The 15,815-nt window shown below is 36.4% G+C and carries 22 protein-coding genes; 14 read left to right on the forward strand and 8 right to left on the reverse strand.

The features are described from left to right. The first annotated feature begins 35 nt into the window (after positions 1–35). From ACERII_RS22820 to ACERII_RS22850, 7 genes are all read left to right on the forward strand, one after another. On the forward strand, positions 36–299 hold the full coding sequence (locus ACERII_RS22820) for a hypothetical protein (protein ID WP_373645285.1): 264 nt from the start codon (positions 36–38) through the stop codon (positions 297–299). A 7-nt stretch (positions 300–306) separates the two neighbouring features. Then, positions 307–516, forward strand: coding sequence for a hypothetical protein (locus ACERII_RS22825; RefSeq protein WP_373645286.1), 210 nt, complete (start codon positions 307–309; stop codon positions 514–516). Between the two features lie 322 nt (positions 517–838). Continuing rightward, positions 839–1,588, forward strand: coding sequence for a CPBP family intramembrane glutamic endopeptidase (locus ACERII_RS22830; protein WP_373645287.1), 750 nt, complete (start codon positions 839–841; stop codon positions 1,586–1,588). Positions 1,589–1,876: 288 nt separating this feature from the next. Beyond that, positions 1,877–2,080, forward strand: a complete 204-nt coding sequence (locus ACERII_RS22835) for a helix-turn-helix transcriptional regulator (protein ID WP_373645288.1) — start codon at positions 1,877–1,879, stop codon at positions 2,078–2,080. Further along, on the forward strand, positions 2,070–2,567 hold the full coding sequence (locus ACERII_RS22840) for a hypothetical protein (RefSeq protein ID WP_373645289.1): 498 nt from the start codon (positions 2,070–2,072) through the stop codon (positions 2,565–2,567). The genes ACERII_RS22835 and ACERII_RS22840 overlap by 11 nt, the downstream gene beginning before the upstream one ends. 30 nt (positions 2,568–2,597) lie before the next feature. Continuing rightward, positions 2,598–2,726, forward strand: coding sequence for a CPBP family glutamic-type intramembrane protease (locus tag ACERII_RS22845; RefSeq protein ID WP_373645290.1), 129 nt, complete (start codon positions 2,598–2,600; stop codon positions 2,724–2,726). A 78-nt stretch (positions 2,727–2,804) separates the two neighbouring features. Beyond that, positions 2,805–3,419 carry a DUF3885 domain-containing protein gene (locus ACERII_RS22850; RefSeq protein WP_373645307.1) on the forward strand — a complete coding sequence of 205 codons (615 nt, stop codon included), beginning with the start codon at positions 2,805–2,807 and terminating at the stop codon, positions 3,417–3,419. A gap of 971 nt (positions 3,420–4,390) precedes the next feature. Here ACERII_RS22850 and ACERII_RS22855 read toward each other — a convergent pair. Next, positions 4,391–5,623: an NAD(P)/FAD-dependent oxidoreductase gene (locus tag ACERII_RS22855; protein ID WP_373645291.1), complete on the reverse strand. Its 1,233-nt coding sequence runs from the start codon at positions 5,621–5,623 to the stop codon at positions 4,391–4,393. A 284-nt stretch (positions 5,624–5,907) separates the two neighbouring features. On the opposite strand from ACERII_RS22855, the gene ACERII_RS22860 reads away from it, so the two are divergent. The 4 genes from ACERII_RS22860 to ACERII_RS22875 all read left to right on the forward strand — a co-directional run bounded on the left by ACERII_RS22860 (position 5,908) and on the right by ACERII_RS22875 (position 8,716). Beyond that, positions 5,908–6,462, forward strand: a complete 555-nt coding sequence (locus ACERII_RS22860) for a sigma-70 family RNA polymerase sigma factor (RefSeq protein ID WP_373645292.1) — start codon at positions 5,908–5,910, stop codon at positions 6,460–6,462. Next, entirely contained in the window at positions 6,452–7,474 is a 1,023-nt protein-coding gene (locus ACERII_RS22865; RefSeq protein WP_373645293.1) for a hypothetical protein, read from the forward strand. Before ACERII_RS22860 ends, ACERII_RS22865 begins: the two co-directional genes overlap by 11 nt. A 215-nt stretch (positions 7,475–7,689) precedes the next feature. Beyond that, positions 7,690–7,854: a hypothetical protein gene (locus ACERII_RS22870; RefSeq protein ID WP_373645294.1), complete on the forward strand. Its 165-nt coding sequence runs from the start codon at positions 7,690–7,692 to the stop codon at positions 7,852–7,854. A gap of 52 nt (positions 7,855–7,906) precedes the next feature. Further along, positions 7,907–8,716, forward strand: coding sequence for a nitroreductase family protein (locus ACERII_RS22875; RefSeq protein WP_373645295.1), 810 nt, complete (start codon positions 7,907–7,909; stop codon positions 8,714–8,716). 283 nt (positions 8,717–8,999) lie between these two features. Here ACERII_RS22875 and ACERII_RS22880 read toward each other — a convergent pair whose 3' ends face one another. From ACERII_RS22880 to ACERII_RS22890, 3 genes are all read right to left on the reverse strand, one after another. Continuing rightward, entirely contained in the window at positions 9,000–10,028 is a 1,029-nt protein-coding gene (locus ACERII_RS22880) for a cytochrome d ubiquinol oxidase subunit II (protein WP_373645296.1), read from the reverse strand. Positions 10,029–10,042: 14 nt separating this feature from the next. Continuing rightward, positions 10,043–11,377 (reverse strand): cytochrome ubiquinol oxidase subunit I, encoded by a 1,335-nt coding sequence (locus tag ACERII_RS22885; protein WP_373645308.1) that lies wholly within the window; start codon positions 11,375–11,377, stop codon positions 10,043–10,045. 210 nt (positions 11,378–11,587) lie between these two features. Beyond that, positions 11,588–11,812, reverse strand: a complete 225-nt coding sequence (locus ACERII_RS22890) for a hypothetical protein (RefSeq protein WP_373645297.1) — start codon at positions 11,810–11,812, stop codon at positions 11,588–11,590. Positions 11,813–12,235: 423 nt separating this feature from the next. On the opposite strand from ACERII_RS22890, the gene ACERII_RS22895 reads away from it, so the two are divergent. After that, a complete protein-coding gene (locus ACERII_RS22895) occupies positions 12,236–12,730 on the forward strand; it encodes a fasciclin domain-containing protein (protein WP_373645298.1) in 495 nt (164 codons plus the stop codon). Positions 12,731–12,767: 37 nt separating this feature from the next. Here the strand turns inward: ACERII_RS22895 and ACERII_RS22900 are convergent, their stop codons facing one another. The 3 genes from ACERII_RS22900 to ACERII_RS22910 form a co-directional block, all read right to left on the reverse strand. Further along, the gene (locus tag ACERII_RS22900; protein ID WP_373645299.1) at positions 12,768–13,523 is read right to left on the reverse strand and encodes a YdcF family protein; all 756 of its coding nucleotides are present in this window, start codon (positions 13,521–13,523) and stop codon (positions 12,768–12,770) included. Positions 13,524–13,656: 133 nt separating this feature from the next. Continuing rightward, on the reverse strand, positions 13,657–14,130 hold the full coding sequence (locus ACERII_RS22905) for a hypothetical protein (protein ID WP_373645300.1): 474 nt from the start codon (positions 14,128–14,130) through the stop codon (positions 13,657–13,659). 1 nt (position 14,131) lies between these two features. Beyond that, positions 14,132–14,338, reverse strand: a complete 207-nt coding sequence (locus ACERII_RS22910; RefSeq protein ID WP_373645301.1) for a helix-turn-helix transcriptional regulator — start codon at positions 14,336–14,338, stop codon at positions 14,132–14,134. A gap of 156 nt (positions 14,339–14,494) precedes the next feature. Between ACERII_RS22910 and ACERII_RS22915 the strand changes: the two genes are divergently transcribed. Next, positions 14,495–15,145 (forward strand): YdeI/OmpD-associated family protein, encoded by a 651-nt coding sequence (locus ACERII_RS22915; RefSeq protein WP_373645302.1) that lies wholly within the window; start codon positions 14,495–14,497, stop codon positions 15,143–15,145. Positions 15,146–15,305: 160 nt separating this feature from the next. After that, positions 15,306–15,488, forward strand: a complete 183-nt coding sequence (locus tag ACERII_RS22920) for a YqaE/Pmp3 family membrane protein (protein ID WP_373645303.1) — start codon at positions 15,306–15,308, stop codon at positions 15,486–15,488. A 56-nt stretch (positions 15,489–15,544) separates the two neighbouring features. Here ACERII_RS22920 and ACERII_RS22925 read toward each other — a convergent pair. Then, the coding region (locus ACERII_RS22925; RefSeq protein WP_373645304.1) for a hypothetical protein at positions 15,545–15,815 on the reverse strand (271 nt) is incomplete at its 5' end.

Below are 15,815 nucleotides of genomic sequence, written 5' to 3' on the forward strand. Positions count from 1 at the left end.
TTAGGGTATGTTGAAAAAGGAGGATTCGTTGCGCTATGAAACTAGTATTCCAAGCTATTATTTGTTCTATTATTATTCATGTGGTTTATATTTCCAGCATTATTTTCGTTGGGTATATAAAAACAAGAAACTATGTACCTGATATAGCAAGCAGTTATGAAAGTGTGGAATATCTCCAGAATGAAGTTACATTTGGTGTGGTTTTTTCTCCTTTCTTTTTTCTTTTTACATTCGTAGGAGTAGCAGCTATCTGTGGATGCATTCTATATTTTTATAAAAATTGGAGTTTGAAGCAGTAAGTAAACATTGCCAGAGACGGTAGAGGGGGATAAAAATGAGTTTCTTTTTGACTATTCTTTTATATCTTGTCGTTTTATTTTCTATTTCATCATCATCTTCCGTTTTGTCGATTACATGTGGTTTACCAATGAGCCAGTTATTGTGTATCTACTTATTTTAATCTTTACTCATTTATTATTGCAATCTATTGGAAAAATAAAAAAGGAGAGTAAGTAAATCATTAACTATAAGTAAGACTTTTTTTTAATGGAAAAGCCTATCAATTGTTCTTATAGTGTTACTAAAAATTTCTCTTCTATTGAATATGTAGTTTACGGAGGATGAGACTTTCTGATAGATACATTGGAGGCTAGTAAAAGATTGATCTTAGGAATTGCAAAGGTCATAGATCATGAAATAGAAGATGAGTTAAAGGGATTGTCAGATACAAAAAACTTACTTAAATGGTTGAAAAAACAGGGTTCTTAGAAGCAGCTATAGGAACTTATAACATGTATACAATTATGCAAAAGAATGGAGAACTAGTTAGGTGAAAAAAATGAGATACATAGTTAATAAAAAAACATTTGTGTTTATTGTTCTTGTACTATTAAGTTACCTTCCTTTTATTGTAAACACCACAATTGGATTTCTTCTTACTGCAATATTGTTTTTTTACGCTACGTTGAAATTAGTAAGGGTCATCAATATCAATGGATTCAAAGAGTTAGGATTATATTATCATAAAAAATGGATCTATCTATTAGTAAGCGGGATTTTCATAGGTTGTGTATTTAATTATACCGTGTATCTCATATTGTCTCATTTTGATATTATTACATTAGAGCCAACTTCGCTAAAAAGATTGCTGCTTATTTTTTTATTTGCTTTTTTTACGACAGGTTTCACCGCATTTGCAGAGGAGATCATTTTTCGAGGGTTTTTAGTAAGAGTTCTTAAAGAACATCTATCGTGGAAAGTGATACTATTGATGATAAGTATTTTGTTTACTGTATATCATCTACCACAATGGGGGTTACCACTACCATATTGGATTAGATATTTTGTAATGGCCATTGTATTTACATTACCATTTATCTTTACGAAATCTTTATGGATGAGCATTGGTATCCATTTTGGAGGAAACTTTACCTATTATGTTCTATTGACGGAGTTAGGATTATTAGCAACAGAGAAAAATGAAAATATAGTATTGATAATGGGGTGGGTTTCAGCAAGTGTTGCAATCGTATTACTATGTTTTATGTATGTTGTCCTAAAAAAGGTGAGAATAAAGAATATTCTATAGAAGTTAATTGTTTATGTGAGGTCCCATTTTTTATATAGGTAATGATGGAGAGCGTTACGAAACCACGAGCTGTGATCGATGCAGTTCGTTTTTTGTATTTCGAGGATTGGAAAAAAACGAACGAAGATTAATTTATACATAATGTTTATCCACTAGTACACTCGTTATTTAATTAGGAACTTCTAGTGTCACATATAATTGACACTAGAAGAGTGTGTCATATATAATTGACACATAGGAGATGTCGTATATATTGTACATTTATATGGGATGGAAAGGATGTTTGACTTGAACAGAGTCAAGGAGTTTAGGAAACGTTGCAACTTTACTCAAATTGAACTTTCCAAAAGGGTTGGGGTAGCCAGACAAACGATTAACTTAATTGAAAACGATAAGTACAACCCCTCTTTGTCTTTGTGTATTTCCCTAGCGAAGGAGCTGCAAACAGACCTTAATACTTTATTTTGGGAGGAGAATTACAATGAAGAATAACATACTTAACAGTTTTATTGGTGTAGTGGACGATCGAGATGAATATCAGCGTCATGAAATCTATAAGGAATTAGCTTATTCTGGAATTGTATTATGGCATTTAACCATGTTATTAATGTTCGTCAGTCTGATTATTGATACCATTCAAAAAACTTCTTCTTTTGCCACATTAGCTCTTTTTATTATAAATATGATATATGCCATCATGACGATTATCAAACTAGGTAAGAAAAATCTAGATGAAACAGATTGTGCCTCCATAGAGGAGTACGAAGAAAAGAAAAAACAACTGAAGAAAATGTCCATCATCGGTGGATTTCAATGGGGATTATTCATGATCTTTCTATTGGAATATGTTTTACCTTATCTACGTAACGGTGTCCTAGATGTAAGTTGGTTCAATGTTGTTGTTTGGAGTATAGGTGGAATGTTCTTTGGTTTGATTACGTATTGGTTTTCGAGATCGAAGCTGAAGAAGTACTATTAAGGGTACAAAACAAATCAGGTAAACGAGAGTTTGGGAAAAAGGATTGCATTAGCAGCTCTTTTTTTCCTATTTGGATTTATATATAAGAGAAGTAATTCACTATGGTCCGTGATTATTCTTCATTCTTTGTATAATTTACTAGTATCACTTTTTTATTAATGTTGTTTGAAGAAATAGTAACTCAGTTGCTAATGATAACTTTTACATAAATCAAATAAAAAAGAGGTGCGAATTGTGATGGAATTAAACGAATACTTACATACTCATTTTCCAGGTCTTTGTTTACGACCAAGTATATATCATCAATGGGAGACTGGGATACATATAGAATTAGGGGAAGGGATGTATCAGTTTTCAGATAGTTTTCAGCTCAATCTGGCCATGTTTGACCGTGTGTATCGTCAGGTGCTATCTACATTTCACTCGCTATTCTCTGAACAGGATGACATTTTACTTGTAACAAATGTGTATCATCGTGCTGGTGATGAGAAGAAAAAGATAAGGGCAACGAAGGTATATGACCGCTATCTAAAAAATAGAGATGTAAGGTTTCAATTAAGACGCGAGACTTTACCGTTTGTTTTTGATGAAGAAGAAGGAGATAGATTTTATACATCCCGATTTTATCTAAAGTGCAAAAAGAGGGATATACATTCGCTTTTACTATTGAAGGCGATTTGTAACGAAGACTTTTCTTTACATCCTAAATTAGGAGGACAGTACGGTAGCTATTATCCAGATGTATTTTTCATAAATACTATAACAAATGTCATCTTCTTTATCTATGACGATAGAGGTTGCGAAGTGATCGCAAAGGAGAAAGAAGCGATTATGCAGTTAAATAAAAATTAGAGAGGCGGATTTATAGGAACGATTGGGTTTATTGTTATGAGATTAACTCAAATTGGTGCAGTAATGGGATTGTCATACCGAATGTTGGACATGGTGTCTCCCTAGTGAAACCTGATTATTTTCATCTAATGGTGGGAATTCGGCTAGTGAAGGATGAATTTCCAAAAAATAAGTATCTATTCTCTAACGTTTGCTGATAACTAACTAGAACCGAACATACATTGATTCATTGCTTAGTTTGTTCACATGAATTGTCTTTTTTCAATTAGTGAGATGGAAGCTTGGTAATGAAGTATATGGAGGGGCGTAAATGATTGATAATTGAATCTCAAAGGTTTTTGATCATAAAATAGAAGATGCATTAAAAGGTTGTCAGATAAAGACATCTTACTAAATTTCCAAGAAACGATTGTTAAGTTATACCCTCATTTAATCCGAATTTACTCGTTTGCTAGTGATGCTTGAGATGATTTTGTTGAACCACTGTTTCATGAAATGGTATACAAGACCTTTGCTTTTAAATATGGCATTAATATAGAACAAAAGGAAACACACATGTATGAGTATTCGTTAGACAATTGTAAAGGAATACATCATATACAGTGTGTTCCGAAACGGACGCCAATTAAAGCTATCATAAACTTCGAATGTAAGACGCTAGTTAGAAGAGACTTGGAAAAAGCGTTCTCGTTTTTAATTCTTGGAGACGGGAAACATCATATATCAACGGGTTTAGATGTCATCCGAGCATATCAAGTAAGGTTTAATCTTGTGGAGGTATACATATGCTCGAAAGAAACAGGGTTCTCCAATTCAGAAACGATATATTATAGATAAAGAAGATCTAGATTTTGAATTTGTTGCAGAAACATATGATAGACAATGGGACCGCTAGGTATTGGAACTATTTGGGAATTTGAGCGTGATTTTAGGGCAGGATTACAGAACTTTTTGCTAGTTTCGGCTACAGCTCAAAAGTCCTTACTGAGTAATAGTGGTCTGTTTTGCAAATACAAAGGTAAATGACCACTTTCACCAGTTACAATCTCTTCTACAATCAACTTCGATAATATTTGGCTATAAACTGTTCCATTGTCTCCATATCCAAACAAAAAGTAACTATTGGGAAACTCGGGGTATTTACCAATGATAGGGAGACCATCCACTGTACCTCCGTAATAAGCTGCAACAAAATAATCAGGTTCTACTTCCATGTTTGGAAACAGCTTGTTGAATTCCACTATTAACTTATCTTTTTTACTCATCAGTTTGCTGTCTCGGACTTCAGGGAATATCGTATTTTCATCTAATCCACCTATGATGATTCTATTATCTTTCGTGGTGCGTAAAAAAACATAAGGTCTTGCTGTTTCCCAGATGAGTGTGCGATTGTGCCATGATGAGAAATCATGGACAGGTTTTGTAGTCACCGTATATGTGCTCACAAAGGACGCCATTTTTTCTTTTTTTATATCTATCCCCTCGTAGCCAGCACAATAAATAACTCTTTTAGTGTGAATAACGTTGCCTGTCTTTGTGCGAATAACTACTCTGTCACGATCTTTATCATAAGTATGACCGTTCATCTCCGTATTCTCAAAAACACGTACCCCTTTTTTTACACTATAGTCGAATAAGGCATGAGTATATTTAAAGGGGTTTATTTCCGCATCGTTGTATGAATAGTGAGCACCATCTTTCGTGAACCCATATTTCTTTTCTATTTCATTACTTTCTAAGTAAGTTAGCTCAAATTGCTGTTTTTTCAAAAAATCGTATTCCTTCTTTAACTTTTGGATATCTTCTGGACAGCTAGCATAGTACAAGGTGTCTCGGCGAGTAAATTCAAAGTCAATATCCACTATATTTGCTGCATCTTCTATTTCATTGATAGCTTCTCGACATAATTGCAAATGCATTTCTATGTACTCTTCTCCAAAAGTGTGAACCAAGTCAGTAAACAATTTTTCCCCAGCGTACTGTATTATGGCAGTATTGGTACTTGTACTGCCAGATCCTATTCTATTCTTTTCTATTACAATTACATCTAGGTGTGAATCTGCTAGATAATAGGCACACTGTGCTCCTGATCCACCACCACCAACAATCAGTACATCGCAATTAATATCTTCATCTAATGAGTTGTAGGTAGGCGGAGCGGGCATCGTAGTAGGCCAATAATATGTTCCGGATTGTAAGTTCATTTTATTTCTCCTTACTTATCTTTTTGTAGATAGTATTACCTTAGAAAATAGTATCATTCTTATAGAAAGGAAAATGAATTACCTTATCCACCTACGTGAAAAATCACACTCTTTATTTGTTAGATCAAAGAAGAACATCGAGAGACATTGTTTTTTTCAAAGTTATCATATTGTTAATCATTTGATTATGTAGAAATGAAAAACTTTTTTTACGGTTTTTTATAAAAAATGAAACCGATTCTGATCATATTCGTCTTAGCATTAGAAAGAAATGGGGTGAGCATTTGAATGAAAGGAAAGAGTTTGATCTGAGTTTCCAGAATGATCAGGATAGATGGTTAGAGACAATCATGGATGGGTATGGTGAAAAACTGACGAAGCTGGCTTATAACTATGTAAAGGATTGGCGACTTGCGGAGGATATTGTTCAGGATGTTTTTATTACTTGTTATGAGCAGTACGGAAAACTAAATGAAATCTCATTCTTTAAAGCGTGGATTTATCGGATTACCATTAACAAGGCAAAGGACATTCTGAAAAGCTCGTCAATCAAAAGGGTGGTTATCGATTCAGGTTTGTTTCGTGTATTCACATCAAAGGATCCTACGCCAGAAATGGCAATGATGAAGCGTTCAGAACATGAGGTTTTATCCAATTGTGTGTTATCTCTCCCTATCAAATATAGGGAAGCAATTATCTTATATTATTATGAAGAATTATCAATTGATGAGATAAGCACGATTCTGAAAGTAAACCGAAATACGTTAAAAACGAGACTTGATAGGGGCAGGGAGAAAGTGAAAAAGCAGATGGAAAGGTGGGAAGGAAATGGAGAGTAAATGGAACACATTACGAGAGGCCATGGATTCTACGACACATAAAGGAACTCATTTTTCAGAGCAACAGAAGCAAGAAATATGGGAAAAGATTCGTTCCGATAACAGCAGCATGAATGATCAACCGAAGAAAGTTGTTATGTTTGCCATAACTACTGTAGCTGCCGCTATCTTCCTCTTGTTACTAACCATTGAGTTTATAGGTGTAAATGAATCTCCTCCTGGAATGGAAGATGGGAGCCTAGTAGTGGCAGATGAGTGGGAGGTTCGTCATGAATATAGTGAAAACGGCGAGGTGCTGTTCCGTGTTTTTCCTGACAATGGTCTCACAGCTGGAGAAACGTATGGATATCTATTCTCTTTCACCGAGGACTTCGATGTTTTCAAAGGAAAATATCTCGCAATCTATGCTCAACACAAGGAGACCGGTCAACGAATCAATGTACTATTTGGAAAAAGGATAACAGAGCCTTCACATGGTTATCAAAGTTTAGAACGATTTACACCGTTTTTAGCAGTTCCTTATGGAGGTTTATGGAAATATGAGGTGTTTATTAAGGGCGAACTGTACGGTGATGTAGTTCTATCGGTAAACGAGAAGCAGAAAGGCACTTTGTTTTTACCAGAGGGAATTCCAGACTATGTTCAAGAACCTGATTTTGGGCAAATCAATTGGGATAGAAAAGCGGTAGAGTTCGGACGGAACATGGTAGGAAATGAAAATAAATCTGGTGTTATTGGAGCTCAAATGCCGAGTTTAAGTGGGCAAAAATGGATGTGGCATATTTGGGGAGAACGAGGTAGAGAGCTTACGGTGGTTGGATACCATCGTGAAACAGAGTCCGTTCACCAAATCTTAAAGAACAGTTGGAGCATTGGATTGGGGGGAGAAAACAACGGTGCTGATGCACATACTCCTTCGACTGTCATCGTTCCTATCAGAGGAGAATGGGCGCTACTCCTTTATGTTGATGGAGAGTTGTTTGATATTTTGGTGTACGAGTTTGAGGAATAAACATTATATTTGAGGATTTTTTTAAGGGAAGAACGGCTTAATTTTGAGATTATGTCGTTCTTTCTCTCTACTTTGACTTGTTTGAAAAAAAATATGAAAATAATGGAGATCCTATTTGAATACTGATTTTTATTTGGAAAATTGTGTTAATATTAGTTGACTTTAGGTTGTTAATTAAAAAACAATGAATAAAACTATGGATAGGGGGATGTACGATGGAGGGTGTTCTTGAAACTATTCTTATTATCATTATTATCTTTTTTATTGCAGGAGCCTTGGAAATATTTGCAATAAGTAAGAGACAAAAACAATTAGAGGAAAAGATAACAGAGATGCAGAAAGATATAAAGGAAGTATTGAGAAAAATCGATCATACATAATTCTATTTTAGGAGTTGAAAAACTTCTTTAATGGAAAAAAAGGAGTGACAACATGGAATTATATGATGTGATACAGGGGCACACTTCCATACGTCAATATGAAGATAAGGAAGTGAGTCAAAAACTACTAGATCAAATTTTAGACGCAGGTATTCGGGCTTCCTCGAGCGGAAATATGCAAACGTATTCGATTGTGGTCACAAAAGACAAGGAACTAAAGAAAAAATTGTACAAAGCGCATATGAATCAATCAATGGTGATTGATGCACCGATCTTAGTCACTTTTTGTGCTGATTTTAACAGAATGAGAAAGTGGCTTGCACTCAACGATGCGCCTGTACAGTTTGATAATTTGATGAGTTTTATGATAGGGGCTATAGATGCTACTTTGGTATCACAAAATTGTGCGTTAGCAGCAGAAGATGCAGGTCTTGGGATTTGCTATATGGGTTCAACATTAGCTAACTGTGATCAAATCGGGGAACTGCTTAACTTACCACCGAATGTCGTTCCCGTTGTTGGTTTTTCATTAGGATACCCAGCTGAAACCCCAGCTCCTCGTGATAGGCTACCAAGGCAAGGTCTTGTCCACTATGAACAGTATCAGGATTATACTGATGAAGAGGTTCTTGAAATCTACAAAGAGAGAGATGAAAAGGGCTGGCAACGGTACATGGACGTTCCTAAATTAAAGGAAATGACAGAACAGTTAGGCTTAAAAAATCTCGCTCAAATCTATACAATTGCCAAGTATACGAAAGAATCCCATCAAGAGTTTTCACAGACCCTATTAAAGTACTTGGAAAAGCAAAATTTTATGAATAATGAGGAAGGAAGAAAAGGTGGCTGGAACATTACTTAGTGTGAAAATGAGAAGAACGATATCTACACTTAGCGGAGGGAATATACGAAGACTCCGGCGGGATAAAAAGGCAAGGGTGAGACCCCTAGAGTGCTTAAGCACTCGGCGGCTCACCAGCCGCCCGCGGAACGCAAAGTATATTTCCGGAGCGGATAGTGTAAACAAGTAATCATTTCGTTCTTCTTCTTGCTTTTACACTTTGTTATGTTATGTTCCAACCACTCTTAATTCTTGAGTTGCTCATCCAATACTGGAGACATTTTCAACATTCTCTTAACCAATATTATTTTTCACTAGTAAGATACCGTTTGTCTTTAAGGAACAATCGCCAAAACCAGATGAATAAGGGGATCAGAATAGCCATCATGACAATATAACCCCATAGTAAGTATTGATACATAGCTAAATTTGTTAATCCATCGAATATGGTGATTTCTGGATATACAATGTAAGGCATATGCGCCCATCCGTATGCAAAGCTAGCTAGTGCAAATTGGACGACAATAAGAATGACTGCGACCCGAGGTTGTCCGATTCGTACTTTTTTCGACGGCCACCATAGGGCACTGTATCCGATGGAGAAGGCAAACATACTTAAGGAAAATAATTCCCATTGTCTTACCATATTTTCTACCATCCACATGGCTTCTGGCATTAACGTTAAAGTCGCTGCAACTGCAAAACTTAACATGATAGGTCCAAAGATAATCGCATTTTTCCGATATTCTTCGTACGTTTCCTTGGAATTCGCTTCTCTTGCATAGTCACTTAAAAACAAGGAAGAAAGGAAGAGTTGGCTCGCTAGACCAAAACCAATGTGAGCATACACTGTTGGGCTCGTTAATACCTTGTCAAATAAGATATAATGACGATCTCCAACGACCTCAACAAATCCACCAATAATGATAGGTAATACAGTAAGCATGAGGGCAGGTATTAACACCCCTGTAATGCCAGAAATATAACGCAACAGCTTCGTGTAACTTTGTACAGAATACGAATACACCATAAAGGCACTTCGTATCGTCAATAATATCAACACTAAGCTAACAGGAACAATCATTAATGATCCAAGGGAAAAAGCTGCACCAGGGAAAAAGCCAGCTAATGCTACTACAAATAAAACAAGAAATACATTCGTTACCTCCCATGAAGGAGACAAATATAAGTTAGCAAAGTTAGCTGCAGTAGTATCTTTCCGTTCATAATAATACATCGCCCAGAACCCAGCGCCAAAATCGATAGCTCCACCTATGGCATATAAAAATAAAAACAGCCAAATAATTGAAATTGCTATATAAGCTTCATGCAATGAAATCCCCCCCTTTATACTGATGTTGTTACTTGAAATTCATTGGATAATGGGTTCCGATGGAAATAGAAACGCATCACGAGCGCGGTTATTACTAGCAATAAAAGATATAAGCTAATAAACAAAACGAAAATGAATCCAAGATTTCCTGAAGCAGTTGCCGCGTCTGCTGTTCGTTGGAAGTTCATGATCGTCCAAGGCTGCCTTCCAATACATGCAAAAATCCAACCCGTTTCCATTCCGATCAAGGCAAAGGCGCCACTAGGAACTAAAGCGAGTAATAGCCAGGTAGGGTAAGGTTTTTTCCTATATAGTATCCACCAGAAGAGAGCGCCGACAGATAAGCCAATTAATAAAGTTCCAATCCCCACCATCACGTTAAACAATGTATGTACAAAGAGTGGCGGCCAATCTTCTCTTGGAAATTCGTTTAGACCTATGACGACTCCATCTGTTGAGCCAGTTGCTAACCAACTAAGCATCCCAGGTATCTCAATTCCCCCTACGACTCTATTCGCCTCGGGATCAGGAGTGCCCATAATAGCTAATGGAGCATGAGACTGTGTTTCAAACAATCCTTCTGCTGCAGCGAGTTTTACCGGTACATAATTATGTAATCCTACTGCTGCCTTATGTCCTGTGGAAGCTGTCCAAATGGACGTTGCTGCGCCAAGGACTAAAGCGATCATTAATCCTTTTCGATAATAACTTACTTCTTTCTCACTTAAATTGCCTCGTAATAGTCGATAAGCTCCAACAGAAATAACCACAAAGGCAGTAGTTAGATATGCGCTGCTAACTACATGAACAGCTGTATAACTAAAAGCTGGATTTAATACAGCTTGCCATGGCTGAACGTTGGTGAATTGTCCATCCACAAACTCAAATCCCGTTGGTGTATTCATCCATGCTTGTACATTTGTAATTAATACAGCAGAAGCAGTAGCACCGAGAGCAACAAAGAATACACTTATTATCCGCATAGTGGAAGAAAGTCGATTAGCAGCATAAATGTAAATAGATAAAAAAAGAGCTTCAACAAAGAATGCGAAAATTTCAATCGCAAAAGGTAATGCAATGACCTGGCCAACTACCTCGATGAATCCTGGAAAAGTTAACGACATCATAACCCCGACGATCGTTCCCGATGGAATTGCAACACCCAGTAAGATAGCAACCCCCTTTGTCCAACGCCTTGCAAGAATGGCATAGTCATTATCTTTTGTAATTAACCTTACAACTTCCGCTATTAGAATCATCAAAGTAAGGCCGACACCTAATGTTGCAAATATTATATGAAACGCTAAGGAGGAACCAAACAGGGTCCTAGCTAGTAACACATTGTCCATCACACTACCTACCTCTCTTAACAGTAATTAACAAAGATATTGTCTATAGAAAGAGGTAGATTTATACATTTTTTTTGGAAAAAATATGAACGTTTGGTGAAAAGTAGTTAAGTCTTAAAGTAAAAGGACGGGGTTTTAATAAGTTGAGCGACGTTTTATCCTGTGAAGTGCACGATCAGAGGGAAATCGAGCAGTTGCCAAGCATTTTTTCTATTTTACTTTCGCAAAGACCTTCCCATTATTTAACTCACACCAATCATCAAATTCTTCGTATCTTTCCTTGTCTCCATACTTTTCCATAAATGCTTCCTTACTTTCGTATACTTCAATTTCATCACTTTCTAGCATCTTTACCATTTGAAAGGTATTTAATTCGAAAACCCTCGATACGGCTATAACTTCACCTAAGTCAACATAGTTAGCATAATTCTCCATTATTCTTCTCCTTTGTGACTAAGTGTTTTATTCGCGCTATTTCTATGTAAATTTCACATGCACCTTACCAGAAGTACACGCCATTCCTTACCTGAAAACTCGTAGCAACCATCGTCAGAGTTAAATCCTTTTTGCAACAGATTCTATAGAAACCATCATGGTCTTAATTAAAACGAAACTTCTATAAAGTATGCCCGAATAGTATCAAGATTATGGGATGATAAAAACGAATAAAGTTTGAACCCTCACAAATAGGCTTGGTTAAAGAAAGTGAAATTTTTTTTTGTGCGAAGGATAGAGTACGTAAATTTACAAATACTACCTCTAGTATACATATCGGGGGTGTGGCCAAAACAAGATAAAGCAAAGTAAATGTTTTCTCATAAAATAAATTATTTTTTACCATCCAAGGAGGAAAGTACAATGAAAAAGTGGTTTATCGGGGTTATGTTTCTTTGTGTGCTGATCATCCCATTTGCAACAGGAGTACTAGCAGAAGAGAGCATAGAGAGTAAAAAGGATATTGTTGATACAGCAGTAGATGCTGGTAACTTTAAAACATTAGCTACTGCACTTGAAAAAGCAGGCCTGGTTGATTCTTTAAAAGGGGACGGACCATACACAGTGTTCGCACCAACGGATGAAGCCTTTGAAAAGTTACTAAAGGATTTAAATATCACAGCAGAAGAGTTATTAGCAAGAAAAGATTTGAAAGATATTCTTCTCTATCATGTAGTTCCTAAAAAAGTCATGGCAAAGGATTTAAAGGACAAAATGCAGGTGGACACCTTAGCGAAGAAAAAACTAGATATCTTACTGGATCCTGTTCGAGTAAATGATGCCAACGTAGTGCAAGCAGACGTCGCAGCATCCAATGGCGTCATTCATGTGATTGATAAAGTCTTGCTTCCTAAATAAATGGCAAATAAAAGACTGAATCCTAAGATGACAGCATCTACTGGATTTCAGTCTTTTTTATGCCCTCTCCATTATGATAAAACATTGTTTTTAAAACACCAAAGTATTCTCGAATCAAATAATTAATCCTTACAAATAAGGGAGACTCTCCACTCGAACTGTAGGAGTGAATTCCTACCTTATTTGCAATCATCTTCGCTCGCAATGCATGATAATCACTCGTCACAACTAAAACAGTGGGCTCATGAAATCCTAACTCAACCATTATCTCCTCGGAATATGTAATGTTTTCATACGTTGTTGTTGCTCGACTCTCATAGTAAATCCGTTCTTCTCTGATTCCATACTCCAATAAGTACCTACCCATAGCCTCCGCTTCCGTTATAGTTTCTCCAGGCCCCTGACCGCCAGAAACAATAACAGGAACATCTTCGTTTTCTAGTAAATACTCTACCCCTTTTTCTAACCTGCTCTCCAACGTTTGCGAAAGTCGGTCTCCTTGAAGACCCGCACCAAGTATAACGACAACATCTATGTTTTCTAAAGGAGCAGCTTTGCTACGTTCCACCTCATAAAGGATGAGACCCTGTACTATGAAGAATGAAAGGAGAAATAGTAGATAGCCTCCAGCTAATATTCTGGTAACGAACTTATTTCTTCTTTGGGTGAAAAATAGAATAATAGATAAAATAGCCAGATTAGCTACAATAAATAAAACCCCGATACTACGTCCGAAAATGCCGAGCAATAGTACCGCTAATAGTATGAAAAAAGAATATAAGTACTTTGTCATTGTTTATCCTACCTTTTAAAAATAGATTAGTTAGAAGAAGGGGAGGTAGATGTGAATCAATCCATCTACCTTTCTATTAAAATAAAATCTTAATAAACTTAATTCTGGATCCTTTTCGTTAGTGACTCGTATCTCAGTACTTTCTCACCCAAGTAATCGAATAAACAAGGACTTGAATCAATGGAAGCAGTAAGATAACCATAATCGGATAGTAGGGAAAAACATCAATAACAAACGGGTAAAACAGGAGTAAGCTTGTAACAATTGGTGCGGCATACCAAAGACTAATATAGGCAGCTCGACAAGCTTCTGAAGTAATCTGTTTTTCTCTTTCGTCACTCTCTTCTAACTCGGGTGGAAGAAACACTGCTTTTTTCCATGATCGCCATTTTTTCTTATTATGTTGTAAGGAAACCAATGCTATCACCCCAAGAATCACTAATACAACTACGATAGGAGTGAAATTTACTTCGATCGACCAAGGTGCCTCTGGATTTTTCGTGATTTCGGCAAATTGTAATTGAGCGTGGTACATGCTGGAGATGGCCCAGCCGAACAATGCTATAGAAACAACCATTAAAGCAAGATTTCGATAAATTATCTTCATGTTAATCATCATCCTCCATATAAAAGATTTCTTCAATAGGCACTGAGAAGATTTTACTTATCTTCATGGCCAACAATAGAGAAGGAACATAACTGCCCTTTTCTAAAGCAACGATGGTTTGTCTTGTTACATCCACTTTATCTGCAAGATCTCCTTGTGTTATTTGGTGTCTTGCTCGTAATTCCTTCACTCGATTTCCTAGTGCCACGATGCTCACCTTCCATCTTTTTCTAACTTGATTGTAAAGTGAACTATACATAATGTCAAGTTTATTTTACATTTGTGAATGAGGAGTTATTATATATATTGTGATAAAATGTTAATGAATTGTATAATTCATACATACAAAGGAGTAGGTTGCCGAATGTCTATCGTTACGAAATTAAACCTAACGAAATATAAGAATCTTACTGTTATAAATGAGCCGAACGATTATGATGTGTTTGCTGGACAAGCAACGGAACTAACTGGTGATCATGACGCTATTTTTGTATTTATCAAAACAATGGACGAAATGGTGGAGTACACGAATCGTGTTATGAAGGAAAACTCTCTTCAAGAAAAAGGTTATTTGTTTTTTGCATATCCAAAAAAGGGAAACAAACGATATGATACGTTCGTGCATCGAGATGAGATTTTCCCAACATTAAAGGTCGGGGAAGATGGGTATGTTGGTGATAGTGATGTTAAGTTTTCCCATATGGTGAGTATGGATGATGTATTTACCGTAGTTGGATTGAAGCGGGAGAAAAAGAAGGAAACGAAGTCTGCAGCTGCTAGTCAGTGTGTGGCAGATTATGAAGAAAATGTAAGTGAAATAGAAGCATTGTTAGCAGATCATCCAAAAGAGCTTTCCTTTTATCTTGAGTTAACGCCTGGATATCAGCGGGATTGGGCTCGATATATCTTCTCTGCAAAGCAGCAGAAAACAAGAGATAAACGAACGGAGCAAATGGTTGATGTTTTATCTCAAGGCTATAAGACAATGGATTTGTACCGTCAGAAGAAAAAATAAGATTTTATTTTGTTACAGCACATGTAAGGGTAGGGCGCGGAAGAGTTGATGACTATCTTTTTAGGCTTCGTACATGCATGAGAAGGGAAAGTCCTCATTATTGGTTCTTCTTCATAACATTATTTTAAGGTATAATTGTGTTATGAAAGAAGGGATCTTTATGATGTATTTATTAGCTGTGATACTCCCGCCAGTGGCTGTGCTGTTTTGTGGAAAACCAATTCAAGCTATTTTAAATTTCTTCTTAACACTATTCTTCTGGTTGCCAGGGGCAATCCATGCTTGTATGGTGGTTGCAGATAAACGTGCTGATAAAAGGATGAAGAAATACTATCGAGGTTGAGGCATCAAAACATAATAGATAAGAGGTTGTCCATTTACACATCAGGACAACCTTTTTTATTCTTGCAAAAGCCTTTCAAGCAAATCCTTTCCTTCCTCTTCTGTTTCCGCAGGTGCAGCAAAACGGATCGTTCCCAGTTCTTCTGTACCAAAATCAATATTCGTAATAACACCAGCAACAGATTGAAATTTACTATCAATCCATACTTCTCCACGGCTGTTTCCATCAAGATCTATCATTCTATAAAAACGAATGCCATCAATAACTTCTCGTCTATCCGTTCCATAAGTAGTAAGGTAATATTCCTTGTCATGAATATTGAGTTGG

It is taken from the genome of Evansella sp. AB-rgal1, assembly GCF_041820985.1.
Taxonomy (GTDB): Bacteria; Bacillota; Bacilli; order Bacillales; family Salisediminibacteriaceae; genus Evansella.

Coding starts and splice junctions, on each gene's coding strand:
- ACERII_RS22890 (WP_373645297.1), bottom strand. CDS start 11,812: ATGGAGAATTATGCTAACTATGTTGACTTAGGTGAAGTTATAGCCGTA.
- ACERII_RS22830 (WP_373645287.1), top strand. CDS start 839: ATGAGATACATAGTTAATAAAAAAACATTTGTGTTTATTGTTCTTGTA.
- ACERII_RS22865 (WP_373645293.1), top strand. CDS start 6,452: ATGGAGAGTAAATGGAACACATTACGAGAGGCCATGGATTCTACGACA.
- ACERII_RS22855 (WP_373645291.1), bottom strand. CDS start 5,623: ATGAACTTACAATCCGGAACATATTATTGGCCTACTACGATGCCCGCT.
- ACERII_RS22850 (WP_373645307.1), top strand. CDS start 2,805: ATGGAATTAAACGAATACTTACATACTCATTTTCCAGGTCTTTGTTTA.
- ACERII_RS22820 (WP_373645285.1), top strand. CDS start 36: ATGAAACTAGTATTCCAAGCTATTATTTGTTCTATTATTATTCATGTG.
- ACERII_RS22870 (WP_373645294.1), top strand. CDS start 7,690: ATGGAGGGTGTTCTTGAAACTATTCTTATTATCATTATTATCTTTTTT.
- ACERII_RS22895 (WP_373645298.1), top strand. CDS start 12,236: ATGAAAAAGTGGTTTATCGGGGTTATGTTTCTTTGTGTGCTGATCATC.
- ACERII_RS22840 (WP_373645289.1), top strand. CDS start 2,070: ATGAAGAATAACATACTTAACAGTTTTATTGGTGTAGTGGACGATCGA.
- ACERII_RS22885 (WP_373645308.1), bottom strand. CDS start 11,377: ATGGACAATGTGTTACTAGCTAGGACCCTGTTTGGTTCCTCCTTAGCG.
- ACERII_RS22915 (WP_373645302.1), top strand. CDS start 14,495: ATGTCTATCGTTACGAAATTAAACCTAACGAAATATAAGAATCTTACT.
- ACERII_RS22875 (WP_373645295.1), top strand. CDS start 7,907: ATGGAATTATATGATGTGATACAGGGGCACACTTCCATACGTCAATAT.
- ACERII_RS22900 (WP_373645299.1), bottom strand. CDS start 13,523: ATGACAAAGTACTTATATTCTTTTTTCATACTATTAGCGGTACTATTG.
- ACERII_RS22920 (WP_373645303.1), top strand. CDS start 15,306: ATGATGTATTTATTAGCTGTGATACTCCCGCCAGTGGCTGTGCTGTTT.
- ACERII_RS22905 (WP_373645300.1), bottom strand. CDS start 14,130: ATGAAGATAATTTATCGAAATCTTGCTTTAATGGTTGTTTCTATAGCA.